This is a genomic window from Stenotrophomonas sp. SORGH_AS_0321 (assembly GCF_031453215.1).
In the GTDB taxonomy this organism is placed as follows: domain Bacteria; phylum Pseudomonadota; class Gammaproteobacteria; order Xanthomonadales; family Xanthomonadaceae; genus Stenotrophomonas; species Stenotrophomonas chelatiphaga.
In genome coordinates, this window is the sequence record NZ_JAVIZG010000001.1 from 1702202 (window position 1) to 1717927 (window position 15726).

Consider the following 15726-nt stretch of genomic DNA (forward strand, 5'->3'; position numbering starts at 1 on the left):
CGTTACTGCTTGGTCGAATCGGAGGCCGGCGCTGCCTGGTCGGCAGCGGCCGGGGCCTGCGCGGCGGCGTCGGGCGCGGCGGCATCGGCTGCGGCATCGCCCTGGGCGGCCGGCTTCTGGCCGGCGGCGGGGGCGCCCTGGCCAGCAGCGGCCTGCTCCGGGCTCCACGGCTTGGCCGTGGCCGGTGCGCCTTCCTTGACCTTCTGCACGCCGGCAACCACCACCTTGTCACCCGGCTCCAGGCCGGCGGTGACCAGCCAGTTGCTACCCTGCGCGCCTTCGGTCTTGACGTTGCGGCGCAGCGCCTTGCCGTCAGCACCGACCACCATCAGGTAGCCGCCGGTGGCATCACGCAGCAGCGCCTGCTGCGGCACCAGGTAGGCGTTGTTGCGCTCGCCCAGGGTCGCCTGGAAGCTGACGAAGGCGCCCGGCAGCAGGATCCGGTCCGGGTTCGGCAGCACCGCGCGCAGCGATACCGCACCGGTGGCCGGGTCGACCGTGGTGGAGGAGAAGTCCAGCGTGCCGTTCTGGTTGTAGTTGGTGCCATCGGACAGCTTGACCTGCACGGTGGCCTTGCCATCGCCGCTCAGCGCCAGCGCGCCCTTGGCCTGCGCCGCACGCAGCTGCGACAGCTCGTCCACGCTCAGCGAGAAGTTGACGTACAGCGGATCCAGCTGGTCCACGGTGGTCAGCAGGGTGACGTCACCCTGGCCCACCAGCGCGCCTTCGGTGACCTGCTGCTTGCCGGCCACGCCGCTGATCGGCGCGGTGACTTCGGCGTAACCCAGGCTGATGCGCGAGCTGCTCACGGCGGCTTCGGACTGCTTGACCGCTGCCAGCGCGGTGCGCTCGGCCGATTCGGCATTGTCCAGGTCGGCCTTGGAAACATACTTCTGCGGGGCCAGTGAGCGGGCGCGATCCGCTGCCACCTTGGCATTGGCATAGGTGGCGCGGGCCGAGGCGAGCTGGGCTTCGGAGGCATTGAGGTCGGCGCGCAGCGGCGCCGGGTCGATCAGGAACAGGGTCTGGCCCTGCTTGACCTCACTGCCTTCCTGGTAGACGCGCTTGAGCAGCACGCCCGGCACGCGGGCGCGGACATCGGCGCTGCGGAACGGCGACAGCCGGCCGACCAGCTCGCGCTGCAGCGGCAGCGTCTGCGGCTTGGCATCGATCACGCCCACTTCCGGCGGCGGCGGTGCCTGCTGTTCTTCTTTCTTGCAGCCAGCCAGGGCAATGGCAACAGCGCACGTCAGTGCGAGGGTGCGAAGTGGGGCGATCATCAGGAGAAACTCCGGAGTTGGTTTGAATGCGGTTGGGGCGAAGCGGCCGGCGCGAACGCGCGCAGGAAGCTGTCGACGGAAAATCCAGCCCAGCGCCGACGCGTCCCGGCGTCGTCGCGATGGGGCATGTGGAAGCGTTGCCGATCGAAATCCTGGCCACCGATCATGCTGATTAGCAGTTCAGCCATGAAGTGCGGGTCGTCATGCCGGAGCTGCCCCCGGGCGATGGCGGATTCGATCCATTCAGCAAGATGAAGGGTCAGTGCGCCGGTGCCGTCGCGCCACAGGCTGCGGGCCTCATCGGGAAACTGCGCCGCATCGGCGGAAATCATCCGGCAGGCCTGGGCGACGTGTGGCTGGTTGAAGTGCTCCAGGTAGTCGGTGGCGAACTGCATCAGGCTGCCGCGCAGATCATCTTCGCGCAGGCCGCGCAGCCCGGCGGTGGCCCGGCAGACATGCCGCTGCACCACCCGGCGCATCAGTTCCTGCTTGCTGCCGTAGCGCGAATACAGGGTCTGCTTGGAACAACCGGCGTGCTGGGCCACGGCTTCCATGCTCATCTGCATGCCATGCCGGGCGAGCAGCTCGCGCACCGCGTCGAACACACGAAGATCGCGCGCGTCCATGTCGGCAGCGGGGAGGGGAGCAGGGTTCACGGAGTGGACTATACCGTCCAGTTCAGAATTGTGGAAACGTTTTGCGACCTGCTGCGGCCCTTTCTGTCACAGGCTTTGCCGATCCTGTCGGCATGCCATGTCAACCGCGACACCCGTACGCGCGCGGACGGTGCGCGCGGCGCTGGCGCCCATGTAAACGGCACCCAACCCGTATCTGCATATTCCGTCCTGCAGCAAGGCCTTTTCCTGCAACAGGGCTACAATTTCATTTTCCCAACTGGGCAACACGACTCGCTCTGCCATGAAATCGCAAAAGTCTGCAGTCAAAACCGTGAAAACCAAGCCCGCCACGGCGGAAACCCAGCTTGTCCCGGCAACTGGTTTCTCGCTGGAACCGGTGTACACGGCCTTGCGCAAGCGATACCCCGCGGCCGGGCAGGCCGAGGCAGTAGCGTTCGCCGCCGACTTCTACAAGCGCATGGAAGCGGACGAGTTCCCGCACCACAGCGTGGAAGAATGGGCCGCCCTGGCCGCTGACACGCTGGAGTTCGCGCGCAGCCGCAAGACCGGCAAGGCCAACGTGCGCGTGTTCAACCCCACTGCCAAGGCCAACGGCTGGGAATCGCCGCATACCGTGCTGCAGATCGTCAACGACGACATGCCGTTCCTGGTGGACACGGTGACCATGGCGCTGGCCGAGCAGGGCATCGGCGTGCACGTGCTGGGCCACCCGGTGATCCGCTTCAGCCGTGACAAGGCCGGCAAGCTGTCCAAGGTCGGCGAGGGCGAGATCGAATCGGTAATGCTGCTGGAGATCGACCGCCAGAGCCCGGAGGCGATGGCCGACGTCGAGCAGGGCATCGTCAAGGCGCTGGAAGAAGTGCGTTCGATCGTGCGCGACTGGCAACCGATGCGTGACAAGGCGCTGGCCGTGGCCGACGACCTGGGCAGCCGCCAGTTGCCGGTCGATGACGCCTCGCGCCGGGAGGCGCAGGAGTTCCTGCGCTGGGCCGCCGACAACCACTTCACCTTCTTCGGTTACCGCGAATACCGCGTGCAGAAGGACGGCAAGGAAGACGTGCTGGCCCCGCTGAACGATACCGGCCTGGGCCTGATGAAGGGCCGCGACACCTCCGCCGCGCGCCCGGTCAAGACCCTCGCCGCGCAGGGCCTGAACACCACCACGGGCCTGAAGGATGCGCTGATCCTGACCAAGACCAACGCGCGTTCGCGCGTGCACCGCGCCGGGTACATGGATTACATCGGCGTGCTGGAATTCGATGCGAAGGGTCGGATCATCGGCGAGCAGCGCTTCCTCGGCCTGTTCACCTCCAGCGCCTACAACCGCCGCCCGTGGGAAATCCCGCTGGTGCGCCAGCGCTACGAACACGTGATGCAGCGTTCGGGCCTGTCGCTGTCCAGCCACAGCGGCAAGGCACTGCGCCACATCCTGGAAACCCTGCCGCGCGAAGAACTGTTCCAGTCCAGCGAGGACGAACTGTTCCGCACTGCGATGGGTGTGCTGGGCCTGCAGGAGCGCGTCCGCAGCCGGCTGTTCCTGCGCCGCGACAAGTATTCCCGCTTCATTTCCGCGCTGGCCTTCCTGCCGCGCGAACGCTTCAACACCGATGTGCGCCTGCGCATCGAAGCGATGCTGCGCGACGCCCTGCACGGCGAGCACGTGGACAGCTCGGTGGTGCTGGGCGAATCGCCGCTGGCCCAGGTGCACCTGATCGTGCGTCCGAAGGCCGGCCCGGTGGTCGACGTGGACACCAGCGCGCTGGAACAGAACCTGGCCCACCTGCTGCGCAACTGGCAGGACGACCTGCGTGAAACCCTGGTGTCGCGCCATGGCGAGACCGAAGGCCTGCGCATCGCCTCGCGTATCGGCAAGGCATTGCCGGCCGGCTACATCGAAGACAACAGCACCGCCGTGGCGGCCAGCGACGTCAGCCAGCTCGACGCGCTGACCGGGCCGGACGACCTGCGCCTGAGCCTGCAGACGGTGCCGCGCGAGAACGGCGATGGCCTGCGCCTGAAGCTGTATCGCCAGCTGGATGACATCCCGCTGTCCGATGCGCTGCCGATGATGGAAAACATGGGCCTGCGCGTGATCTCCGAGCGTCCGTATCGCCTGTCGGTGGACGATGCCCCGGTGTACGTGCAGGACTTCGAGGTCGAATCGGTGGCCGGTGCCATCGACGCGGCCAGTGTCGATGAAGCCTTCGGCGAGACCTTTGCCCGCGTGTGGCACGGCGATGCCGAGAACGATGGCTTCAACCGCCTGGTGCTGGCTGCAGGCCTGCACTGGCGCCAGGTCGCGATGCTGCGAGGTTATTGCAAGTACCTGCTGCAGACCGGCGTGCCGTTCTCGCAGGCCTACGTGGAAGGCACCTTCACCCGCTATCCGCTGCTGGCGCGCCTGCTGGTGGAACTGTTCGAAGCACGCTTCGACCCGGCGACCGGCAACGAGAGCAAGGACGACATCGCGCACGGCCAGGCCACGCTGAAGGCGCACCTGGACGTGCTGGCCGCCGGTGACGAGGCCACCCTGAAGGTGCTCAAGACCGTGGTCGATGCGCGCAAGGGGGACCGCGATGGCCAGATGCAGGCCGCGCGTGATGCGCTGTTGAAGCTGATGGACCGCGTCTCCAGCCTGGACGAGGACCGCATCCTGCGCAGCTTCATGGGCGTGATCGACGCCACCCTGCGCACCAGCTATTACCAGACCGATGCCAACGGCCGGCCGGGCCACGTGATCAGCTTCAAGTTCGATGCGGCGCTGGTGCCGGACCTGCCCAAGCCGCGTCCGTATCGCGAGATCTTCGTCTACGGTCCGCGCGTTGAAGGCGTGCACCTGCGCTTCGGCGCGGTGGCGCGTGGTGGCCTGCGCTGGTCGGACCGTCGCGAAGACTTCCGTACCGAGGTGCTGGGCCTGGTGAAGGCACAGATGGTCAAGAACACGGTGATCGTCCCGGTCGGCGCGAAGGGTGGCTTCTTCGCCAAGACCCCGCCGGCCAGCGGTGACCGCGATGCGGTTTTCGCCAATGGCGTGGCCTGCTACAAGCTGTTCATCCAGGGCCTGCTGGACATCACCGACAACATCGTCAACAACAAGATCGTGCCGCCCATCGACGTGGTCCGCCATGACATGGACGACCCGTACCTGGTGGTGGCCGCCGACAAGGGCACCGCGACCTTCTCCGACATCGCCAACGGCCTGGCCGTGGCGCACGGCTTCTGGATGGGCGATGCATTCGCCTCCGGCGGTTCGGTGGGCTACGACCACAAGGGCATGGGCATCACCGCACGCGGTGCGTGGGAGTCGGTCAAGCGCCACTTCCGTGCGCTGGGCCATGACAGCCAGAGCCAGGACTTCACTGCCGCAGGCGTGGGCGACATGTCCGGCGACGTGTTCGGCAACGGCATGCTGTTGTCGCGCCACATCCGCCTGGTGGCCGCCTTCGACCACCGCCACATCTTCCTGGACCCGAACCCGGATGCAGCCAGCTCGTTTGTCGAACGCGAGCGCATGTTCACCGTGCCGCGTTCCAGCTGGGCCGACTACGATGCCAAGCTGATCAGCAAGGGCGGTGGCATCTTCCCGCGTTCACTGAAGTCCATCGAGATCACTCCGCAGGTGCGTGAGGCGCTCGGGCTGGAAGATTCGGTCAAGGCGCTGTCGCCGAACGACCTGATGAGCGCGATCCTGAAGGCGCCGGTGGACCTGCTGTGGAACGGCGGCATCGGTACCTACGTCAAGGCCACCAGCGAGCAGCACAGCGATGTCGGCGACCGCGCCAACAACGCGCTGCGCGTCAACGGCACCGAGCTGCGCTGCAAGGTGGTGGGCGAGGGCGGCAACCTGGGCATGACCCAGCTGGGGCGCATCGAAGCGGCCCAGGCCGGCGTGCTGCTCAACACCGACTTCATCGACAACTCCGCCGGCGTGGACACCTCCGACCACGAGGTGAACATCAAGATCCTGCTCAACGACGTGGTGCGCGCCAAGAAGCTCACCGTCGAGCAGCGCAACAAGCTGCTGGCCTCGATGACCGACGAAGTGGCCGCGCTGGTACTCAACGACAACTACCGCCAGAACCAGGCGCTGAGCCTGATGGAGCGGATGGCGGTCAAGCGCCTCGGCTCCAAGCAGCACTTCATCCGTACCTTGGAGCAGCAGGGCCTGTTGGACCGGCAGATCGAGTTCCTGCCGTCCGACGCCGAGCTGTCCCAGCGCAAGGCGCGCGGCCAGGGCCTGACCCGTCCGGAGCTGTCGGTGCTGCTGTCCTACTCCAAGCTGGTGGCCTTCCAGCAGCTGCTGGAATCGGACATCCCGGAAGACCCGTACCTGTCCAAGGAGCTGCAGCGCTACTTCCCGCAGCCGCTGCAGAAGAAGTACGCCGATGCCATGGAACGCCATCGCCTGAAGCGCGAGATCATCGCCACGGCAGTGACCAACCAGACCATCAACCGGATGGGTGCCACCTTCCTGATGCGCATGCAGGAAGACACCGGCCGTTCCATCGCCGAGGTCGCCAAGGCGTACACCATCAGCCGCGAAACGCTGGATGCGCGCGCGCTGTGGGCGCAGATCGACGCACTGGACGGGCAGGTGCCCGAATCGGTGCAGGTCGATGCGCTGGAAGTGATCTGGAAACTGCAGCGTGCGTTCGTGCGCTGGCTGCTGTTCCGCCCCGGCCCGATGCCGGGCATCACCGAGGCGGTCAACCGCTACCAGGGCCCGTTCAACGACATCCGCGTGGCCTCCGGCGTGCTGCCCGATTCGCAGCGCCCGACCTACGAAGCGCTGGTGCAGCAGTGGGTGGAAAAGGGCCTGCCGGCCGGCCTGGCGCAGCAGCTGTCCGAGCTGCACTTCCTGGCCCCGGCGTTCGACATCATCGAACTGGCACGCACCCGCAAGCTCAAGCCGGTGGACGTGTCCAAGATCCACTTCCGCCTGGGCGAGGCGCTCAGCCTGCCGTGGTTGTTCGAGCAGGTCGACGCGCTGGAGGTCAACGGCCGTTGGCATGCGGTGGCACGTGGCGTGCTGCGTGACGAACTGGCAGCCCACCACCGCAACCTGGCGGGCCAGGTGCTGGCCACCAAGGGCGGCACGGCTGAAGCCAAGGTCGCCGCATGGGTGGGTCGTGACGACAACAGCCTGCGCTTCACGCTGGCGATGCTGGGCGAACTGGCCGAGCAGAAGACCCTGGACTACCCGACCGTCTCGGTCGCGGTCCAGCGCCTGGGCCAGCTGGCCTCGCACGGGTAAGCTTCAGCGCAATCGCGCTTACGCCCCACGCTCTGCCTTGCAGAGCGTGGGCCCCGTCTCACCAGCTTCCACACCCCCGCGCCTTTGGCGCGCCCCCCTGACTCAGGGGGGCTCCGGGCCTGATGCATTCAGGCCGACAACGTGGCGCGGTTTCCGCGCCACGTCCGGTTATGCTCTACCGGTACCCGCGCACCACCGGACACCCTGCATGAGCGATTCCCCCCGCATTGCCTTCCTGGCCAGCAACACCGAACCGGCACGGCTTGCCCTTGCCGCGATGGTCGCGCGCCACGGCGAGCATGCGCCCGATGCGGCGGACGTGCTGTGTCCGCTGGGCGGCGATGGCTTCATGCTGCAGACCCTGCACCGCTACGGCCATCTCGGCCGGCCGGTGTTCGGCATGAAACTGGGCACGGTGGGCTTCCTGATGAACCAGTACCGTGACGCGGACGACGTGGCCGCGCGCATCGCACTGGCCGAACCGGCCCACCTGCGGCCGCTGCAGATGACCGCGCTGACCGAATCGGGCACCTCGACCGGGTCGCTGGCCTACAACGATGTCTCGCTGCTGCGCCAGACCCGGCAGGCCGCGCACATCGGCGTGGACCTAAATGGCCAGGAGCGGGTGGCTGAACTGATCGGTGATGGCGTGCTGGTGGCCACCCCGGCGGGCAGCACCGCCTACAACTATTCCGCGCATGGCCCGGTGCTGCCGTTGGGCTCGGCCACCATCGCGCTGACCCCATTGGCCCCATATCGGCCCCGCCGCTGGCGCGGGGCGATCCTCAAGGCCGACACCGAGGTGCGCTTCCGCGTGCTCGATCCGTACAAGCGCCCGGTCAGTGTCACCGCCGATTCGCACGAGACCCGCGACGTGGTGGAAGTGACCATCCGCGAATGCCGCGACCGCCAGGTGACCCTGCTGTTCGACCCGGAGCACAACCTTGAAGATCGGATCCTGTCCGAACAGTTCGTGTTCTGAGCGACAATAGGCCGCCGGCAACCGCCGGTTGCTGCAAGGAACCCCCGATGGGCGACAACACTCCCCGATTGCTGACCGTCGCGGTGACCTCGCGCGCCCTGTTCGACCTGGAAGAGAGCCACGCGCTGTTCGAGAGCGATGGCGTGGATGCCTACGCCAAGTACCAGCGTGAGCACGAAGACGATGTGCTGGGCCCTGGCGTGGCGTTCCCCGTGGTGCGCAAGCTGCTGGCGCTGAACCAGGGCGCCGGCCCGGAGAACCCGCGCGTGGAGGTGATCCTGCTGTCGCGCAATTCCGCCGATACCGGTCTGCGCATCTTCAATTCCATCCAGCACTACGGGCTGGGCATCATCCGCGCCACGTTCACCGCCGGCGAGCCGACCTGGCCCTACGTGAAGCCGTTCGGCACGGACCTGTTCCTGTCGGCCAATCCCGAATCGGTGCGCAGCGCGCTGCGCCACGGCATCGCCGCGGCGACCATCCTGCCCAAGCCGCCGGGCGAGACCGCCGCAGCGGCTGCCGACCAGGTCGACACCCGCCGCCCGGCCGGCCAGCTGCGGATCGCCTTCGATGGCGATGCGGTGATCTTCGGCGATGAAAGCGAGCGCATTTCGCGCGAGCAGGGGGTCGAGGCCTTTGGCCGCCACGAGCGCGAGCGCGCGCGCGAAGCCTTGAGCGGGGGACCGTTCCGCGGCTTCCTGTCGGCCCTGCATACGTTGCAGGAAGTGTTTCCCTCGGGCGAGGACGCACCGATCCGCACCGCGCTGGTCACCGCGCGTTCGGCGCCGGCGCATGAGCGGGTGATCCGCACCCTGCGCGAGTGGGGCGTGCGACTGGACGAAGCGTTGTTCCTCGGTGGCCGCCACAAGGGACCATTCCTGCAGGCCTTCGGCGCGGACATCTTCTTCGATGATTCGCAGCACAACATCGACAGCGCCCGCGAACACGTCGCGGCCGGGCACGTGCCGCACGGCGTCGCGAACGAAACCTGAGGCCGGTCGGCAGCCGGTAGCCGGTAGCGCCGAGCCATGCTCGGCGAGCGCGCAGCGCGGCCTGCCTCAGCCGCCGACCATGGGTCGGCGCTACCGGTCTACTGCGGCACCGCGTTGCGCAGGTCGACGACCTGCCAGCGCAGTCCCTGCGGTTCCAGCACCACCTGCAACGGCGGCTGCCCCGGGCCACGATCAACGTCGACCACGAAACGATCCAGACGCTCGAAACGCCCCTTCGCCTGCTTCAACGGTTGCGCCGGTTGGGTCGGTGCCAACGCGCCATCGCCCTGCAGTTCGTTGCGGCCGCGCTTGTACAGCGCGTGACCCTGCAGCAGTGCGCCGATCCCCAGCGGGGTGATCATCGTATCCACCGCCGCGCCGCCCAGCTGGTCACCCAGGCCGTACAGCAGCGCACCGAACGGACTGCCGGCCACGTCCGGCCCGGCCTGGCGCACCATGTAGTCGCTGACCTGTGCGCGCAGGCTGAGGCGCACGCGCGGGAAGTCGACGTAGCGGTCCAGCCGGCTGGTGTCGCGCTGCTCGATGGCCTGGGCCAGCCCATGCACGGTGAGATAGGGGCCGCTGAACCACCAGCCGGCAAGAGCAAGCAGCAGGACCAGCAGGACAGCAACGAACTTCTTCATGGCAGCAGCGTGTTGATGGACCGGCCCACAGCGTGCCGCATCGCGCGCCACGGTGGGTTAAGTCTCAGTGACTGGGTGATCCACTGCCATCACCGAACGCGCTCACCAGGCGTTCGCGGTCGGCCGTGTCCAGCCGCTCCGGCACGGTCTGCAGCACCTGTTCGAGGCGGTCAACGCGGGTCGTGCCAAGGATGCCCGCGGCCACGCCCGGATGCTGCAGCACATAGGCGAAGGCGCTCTGCGCCGGATGCTGCGAGGTGATCCCCGCGATGGCTGCACGCATCGCGCTGGCGCTGCGCATCAGGCGGCGGCTGCTCGGCTTCAGCCAGGCACGGGCCAGATACCAGGCATCTGCCAGCCGTGGCAGCCGCGGCCGTGCCGGCAACAGGTGGCCCTGGGCGAGGACAGTGCCGGCCAGCACACCGATGCCGGCGGCGTGCAGCGCACTGATAGGAGCCGCCCGGTCCTGCTGCAGTGCGTTGTAGTCGAGCAGCACGACATCGAACGCCAGCGGGTGGGCCAGCATCCAGTCCAAGGTGCTGGCCGAATGCGTGTTGATGCCGATACTGCGCACCAGTCCGCGCTGGCGCAGCTGCTGCAGCGCATGCAGCAGCTCATCGGTGATTTCAGGGCCCCCGATGCCGTGCAACTGGTACACGTCCAGGTAGTCCAGCCCCAGGTTGCGCAGCGACGCCTCGCAGCTGGCGGTGATCGCGGCGGGTGAAAAATCCCGTTGCTCGGCGCCGCTGATGCCTGCCTGTCCGGTCAACGTGCCGCCTTTGCTGGAGATGACCAGCGAGTCACGCGGGAAACGCGGCAGCAGCGGCTTGAGGATGCGTCCGAGCCGGGGTTCGGCGTTGAAAGCAGAATAGTTGTGGCCGGTGTCGAGCAGGTTGACCCCGCGCTCCAGTGCGTGTGCCACCACCCGTGCCGCGTCGGCTTCGGGGAAGCGGCGATGACCCCAGAAGCCGGAGCAGCCCAGGCCGATCGGCGACACCTCCAGGCCACTGCGCCCCAGCGTGCGGCGCTGTCGTGGCAGCGGTGTGGTCATCGCGGTCAGAACTCCAGGTCCAGCGCCGCGCACAGGTAATCCACGAACGGCCCCAGCGCGACCAGGTCCTTGCCCAGCGTGGACAACAGGCGTGGGCCGGTCATCGTGGCATCGTCCAGCTGCCGCCACATCACCCAGTTGCGGTGCTTGAGGTCATCGATGAACTCGAAGTCAGCGGGGAAGCCGCGCGGCGGGCGGACCAGTTTTTCGGTCTGCTCCAGCTCGAACCGGCGGCGCAGCGCCGGCGCATGCGCGGCCTGTTTCCAGCTGCCGGGATTGTCGAGGATGAAATGGCGGATGCGGCGCTGGGTGTCCGGCTCGGGATGCCACAGACCGGCGCCGACGAAGCTCGCGCCGGGCTGCAGGTGCACGTAGAACGAAGGGGCGGCGACTTCGCGGCGACGCTCATGGAACAACCGTGCGCCCTGCCAGTTCTTGTACGGCGACTTGTCGTTGGAAAAACGCGCATCGCGGTAGATGCGGAACAGTGAGCCGCCGACCGTGCGCGTATCGGCACGGAACTTCGGGCTGACCTCGGCCAGGGCAGGCTGCAGGTCGCCAAGCAGGCGCAGGAACGGCTGCCTGACATGATCTTCGTACTGCTGCTTGTGCTCGGCAAACCACGCCTTGTCATTGTGCAGCGCCAGCGCTTTCAGGAACTTGAAGCTGGCATCGGAAAAATAAGCGGTCACAGGCTGTCCTCCAGCTGCTTGCCCCAGTCGCGCAGCGCCTGCAGCAACGCCGGGCGGCGCCGGTCGTCGGACGGCTCGGCGGCAAGGGTGTCGATCTGTTCGTTGTACTCGGCCAGGTTCACTTCACCAAGCTTTTCGTCGCCGCGCAGGCGACGCTGGCGGTAGGCCTGCCAGCGCTCGCGCGCGGCGGCATCCAGGCTGCCGGGGTGGTTGCGCGCGCGGTAGCGCAGCAGCAGCTCGGGCAGGCGGGGATCGTTGAACTCCCCTTCCAGTGCGCCCAGCGCCTCGGGTGGGGTCGTGCGCACGCGCGCCAGCAGCGGCTTGTCGCCGGCACCGAGGAAGCCATCGTAGATCGAGGCATCCACGTCGGAGGGGCCGCCTTCGCGCGGCCGGGCGTACACCTGCCGTGCCTTTTCGGCCAGCTGCGCCGCATGCGGGCGCAACTGTTCCACCTTGGCCTGCACGGCGGCAACGTCCAGGCCAAGACGCTGGTGGTCATCCGGGCGCAGGTGGTTCCACGCCACCAGCGCAGGCACCTTGTTTGCGTGTACTTCCTTCAGCGGGATGCGCTGCACGCCCTCGGGCAGTTCGCTGGCACGCAGGTACAGGCGCTCGGCGATGGTTTCCGCCGGCAGCTGCAGCAGCGCATCGACGTCACCGTCCAGGTCGAACACGATGTAGCGGTTGGCGATGTGCGGATGCACGGTCAACGGCAGCACCGGCGCAGCGCACAGGCGGCTGGCCGGATAGCGCATCGAGATGTGCAGCAGCGGCTGCAGCGCGGTGACATCCAGCAGGCTGGTGACGAAGCGCTTGTCGCGCAGGCGCAGGGCGTACTCCCACAGGCGCGGCTGTGCGCTGCGGAACAACCGGGCCATGCCGATGGTCGCGCGCACGTCCGAAAGCGCCTCGTGCGCATCGCCATCGCGCACGCCGTTGGCGTCGGCCAGGTGCTCAAGCTTGAACGAGGTGGCGCCATCTTCGCGCTTGGGCCAGGTGATGCCCTCCGGACGCAGCGCATGCATCAGCCGCAGCATGTCCAGCAGGTCCCAGCGCGAATTGCCGTTGCGCCATTCGCGCTCATACGGATCGAAGAAGTTGCGGAACAGCCCGTGGCGGATGAACTCGTCATCGAAGCGCAGCGTGTTGTAGCCCAGTGCGCAGGTGCCGGGGCGGCTCATCAGGTCGTTGATCCGCGCCAGCGCCTCGGCCTCGCTGATCCCTTCAGCCAGTGCGTGCTGCGGGGTGATGCCGGTGACCATCGTAGCGTAGGGCGAAGGCAGCAGGTCGTCGGCCGGGCGCACGTAGAAGCTGACCGGCGTGTCGATCTCGTTGAGCTGCGCGTCGGTGCGGATGGCGGCGAACTGGGCGATGCGGGTGCGGCGCGGATCCTGGCCGAAGGTTTCCAGGTCGTAGAACAGGAAGCTGTCGGCCATCAGTGCGCGCCCTCCAGGATGGGCAGCTTGGCGTGGACTTCGGCTTGCAGCGCGTTCCAGTCGAGCTGCTGCAGGGAATCGAGGCCCTGGGTGGCGTTGCGCAGGATGCGGCGTTGTATCCGCGTGCGCTCCAGCGCAACGGCGTAGGGCGTGTGCAGGAAAGTAACCATGGTGTAGTGTGGCACGAAGCGCGTGGGCCACCGCTGCTGCAGGGCCAGCTCCAGTTCACGCTGCAGCAGGAACGCCGGATCGGCCACCTGGTCGCGCATTTCCGTGTAGTTCTCCAGCGCCATCTGCTGGATCGCCCAGGCATTGGGCGAGCGCTCGATTTCGAACGCCGAATAGGCCCCGCGCAGGTCGCTGGCTGCATCCAGGTGGCGGGCCAGCGCAACGCAGTCCTCGAAGGCGCAGTTCATGCCCTGGCCATGGAAGGGCACCATCGCGTGCGCCGCATCGCCGATCAGCACGGCCTTGCCATCGGTATGCCAACGCTCCAGGTACAGCGTGCCGAGCAGCCCCGGCGGATGCGCATCCCAGTCGGCGCGCAGGTCCGGGATCAGCGGCAGGGCATCGGGGAATTCGCGGGCGAAAAGCGCCTCTGCCTGCTCCCCGGTAGTGATCGTATTGAAACCCGGATCGCCCTTGTTGGGCAGGAACAGGGTAACGGTGAAGGTGCCTTCGTGATTGGGCAGCGCGATGCACATGAAGCGGCCCCGCGGCCAGATGTGCAGGGCGTTGGGATCGATGCTGAAGGCACCGCCGGCGCCGGGTGGAATCTCCAGCTCCTTGTACGAATGGTCGAGGAACTCGATGCGCTCGCCGAGCGGCTGGCGGCGGTTCATCGCCGCGCGCAGGGCCGATCCGGCGCCGTCCGCGCCGACCAGGCTGGCGAAGCGGATGTCATGCGGGGTGTCGTCGCGGTCATCGATGAAGCGCGCGTGCTGCGCATCGAAGTCCACGGTGTGCAGGCGCCGGTGGAAGTGCACGACGGCGCCGGCCTGTTCGGCCAGTTGCAGCAGGGTTACGTTGAGCTCGCGGCGATGGATCGACCAGATCACTTCGCTGTCGTCGCGGCCGTAGCGCTGCAGCGCAGGGGCGGTGCCATCGCGCAGGTGGACCATGCGCCCGCGCATCATGACCGCACGTTCCATCACCGCCGCTTCCACGTGCGCGCCAGCCTGGCGCAGTGCGTTGCGGCCGCGTTCGGCCAGTGCCAGGTTGATCGAGCGACCGCTTTCATAGCCGCTGACGCGCGGGTCGCCACGACGTTCGTACACGGTGATGTTCCAGCCCTGCCGCGACAGCAGGATGGCCAGCAGCGAGCCGGCCAGTCCCGCGCCGACGATGGTCAGCGAACGCTGGGCGTGCGCAGTCGAAGAGGCGTCCGGCACGGTGTCAGCGCCCGGCCCAGGCATCGACTTCATCGACGAAGCGATGCAGGTCCTGGTAGCGGTTGTACAGCGGGGTCGGCGAGATCCGGATCACGTCCGGTTCGCGCCAGTCGCCCAGCACCCCCACTGCGCGCAGGTGTTCGAACAGGGCCCGGCCACGCTCACGACCGCCGATCACCCGCAGCGACAGCTGGCAGCCGCGGCGCTCGCTGTCGGACGGGGTGATGCGTTCCAGCACATGCGGCAGGCGCGCCTGCACCAGGGCATCGAGCAGCCCGGTCAAGGCCAGTGATTTCCCACGCAACGCATCCATGCCCGCGCGCTGGAACAGATCCAGCGATGCACGCAGCGGTGCCAGGCCGAGGATCGGCGGATTGCTCAGCTGCCAGCCTTCGGCACCCACGGACGGCACGAACTGCGGCGCCATCTGGAAGCGGGTGGCTTCTTCATGGCCCCACCAGCCGGCGAACCGGGGCAGGGTGGTGTCGCGATGGTGGCGTTCATGCACGAACGCGCCGGCGACGGCACCCGGGCCACTGTTGAGGTACTTGTAGTGGCACCACACCGCGAAGTCCGGCGCCACCTCGTGCAGTTGCAACGGCAGGTTGCCGACCGAATGAGCCAGGTCGAAGCCGATGTTCGCGCCCTGTGCGCGTGCCAGCGTGGTGATCGCCTGCAGGTCGAAGGCCTGGCCGGTGCGGTACTGCACGCCTGGCCACAGCACCAGCGCAAGGCGCGCGCCGTGGCTTCCTATCGCCTGCTCGATGGCCTGCAGCGAAATCGTGCCGTCGGGCTCGTCCGGCTGCACTTCGACCAGGCAATCGGCGGGATCGAACCCGTGGAAGCGGATCTGCGCCTCCACCGCGTGGCGATCGGTGGGGAAGGCGCCGGCTTCCATCAGGATCACCGGGCGCTGCGCGGTGGGCCGGTAGAAGCTCACCATCATCAGGTGCAGGTTGACGCTGAGCGTGTTCATCGCCACCACTTCGCTGGGCAATGCACCGACTACCTGCGCCAGCTGCCCGCTCACCAGGCGGTGGTAGCCCAGCCACTGCGTCGGGCCGGTGAAGTGGCCTTCCACCGCCAGCGTGGCCCATTGACCCATGACTTCCTGCACCGCGGCCTGCGCACCACGCGGCTGCAGGCCGAGCGAGTTGCCGACGAAGTAGGTCTGCTCGCCGCCGTCGTGGCGGGGGATCAGGAATTCATCACGGAAACCGCGCAGTGGATCGGCGGCATCCAGGGCCAGGGCATGGGAACGGCTGAGGAGCTCGGACATGATTGCAGCGACACGATTTGACGTGTCCGAAGTGTACCGCGCGCAGCGTCATCCGGTTCCGGTAGCGCCGAGTCCGGCCCGGCGTTC

At 67.6% G+C, this 15726-nt stretch carries 11 protein-coding genes; 3 read left to right on the top strand and 8 right to left on the bottom strand.

Features of this window, described 5'->3' with window-relative positions:
• Positions 1-2 precede the first annotated feature (2 nt).
• Positions 3-1280, bottom strand: a complete 1278-nt coding sequence (locus QE373_RS07430; RefSeq protein ID WP_309685136.1) for an efflux RND transporter periplasmic adaptor subunit — start codon at positions 1278-1280, stop codon at positions 3-5.
• Entirely contained in the window at positions 1280-1936 is a 657-nt protein-coding gene (locus QE373_RS07435) for a TetR/AcrR family transcriptional regulator (protein ID WP_083491965.1), read from the bottom strand. The genes QE373_RS07430 and QE373_RS07435 overlap by 1 nt, the downstream gene beginning before the upstream one ends.
• Before the next feature lie 262 nt (positions 1937-2198).
• Here QE373_RS07435 and QE373_RS07445 point away from each other — a divergent pair, with 262 nt between their 5' ends.
• From QE373_RS07445 to QE373_RS07455, 3 genes are all read left to right on the top strand, one after another.
• Positions 2199-7172: an NAD-glutamate dehydrogenase domain-containing protein gene (locus tag QE373_RS07445; RefSeq protein ID WP_345784377.1), complete on the top strand. Its 4974-nt coding sequence runs from the start codon at positions 2199-2201 to the stop codon at positions 7170-7172.
• A 208-nt stretch (positions 7173-7380) separates the two neighbouring features.
• Complete coding sequence (locus QE373_RS07450) at positions 7381-8154, top strand: NAD kinase (protein WP_057507938.1); 774 nt, start codon at positions 7381-7383, stop codon at positions 8152-8154.
• A 47-nt stretch (positions 8155-8201) separates the two neighbouring features.
• The gene (locus QE373_RS07455) at positions 8202-9146 is read left to right on the top strand and encodes a 5'-nucleotidase (RefSeq protein ID WP_057507937.1); all 945 of its coding nucleotides are present in this window, start codon (positions 8202-8204) and stop codon (positions 9144-9146) included.
• A gap of 98 nt (positions 9147-9244) precedes the next feature.
• Here the strand turns inward: QE373_RS07455 and QE373_RS07460 are convergent, their stop codons facing one another.
• The 6 genes from QE373_RS07460 to kynU form a co-directional block, all read right to left on the bottom strand.
• Positions 9245-9790 (bottom strand): DUF2939 domain-containing protein, encoded by a 546-nt coding sequence (locus QE373_RS07460; protein WP_123698723.1) that lies wholly within the window; start codon positions 9788-9790, stop codon positions 9245-9247.
• A 64-nt stretch (positions 9791-9854) separates the two neighbouring features.
• Positions 9855-10841 (bottom strand): aldo/keto reductase, encoded by a 987-nt coding sequence (locus tag QE373_RS07465; RefSeq protein WP_309685144.1) that lies wholly within the window; start codon positions 10839-10841, stop codon positions 9855-9857.
• Positions 10842-10846: 5 nt separating this feature from the next.
• The gene (locus QE373_RS07470; RefSeq protein WP_309685146.1) at positions 10847-11533 is read right to left on the bottom strand and encodes a DUF2461 domain-containing protein; all 687 of its coding nucleotides are present in this window, start codon (positions 11531-11533) and stop codon (positions 10847-10849) included.
• Positions 11530-12969: an exodeoxyribonuclease I gene (gene sbcB, locus QE373_RS07475; RefSeq protein ID WP_309685150.1), complete on the bottom strand. Its 1440-nt coding sequence runs from the start codon at positions 12967-12969 to the stop codon at positions 11530-11532. The genes QE373_RS07470 and sbcB overlap by 4 nt, the downstream gene beginning before the upstream one ends.
• Positions 12969-14384, bottom strand: a complete 1416-nt coding sequence (locus QE373_RS07480; RefSeq protein ID WP_309689629.1) for an NAD(P)/FAD-dependent oxidoreductase — start codon at positions 14382-14384, stop codon at positions 12969-12971. The genes sbcB and QE373_RS07480 overlap by 1 nt, the downstream gene beginning before the upstream one ends.
• The gene (gene kynU, locus QE373_RS07485) at positions 14365-15639 is read right to left on the bottom strand and encodes a kynureninase (protein ID WP_309685151.1); all 1275 of its coding nucleotides are present in this window, start codon (positions 15637-15639) and stop codon (positions 14365-14367) included. The genes QE373_RS07480 and kynU overlap by 20 nt, the downstream gene beginning before the upstream one ends.
• Positions 15640-15726: the final 87 nt, after the last annotated feature.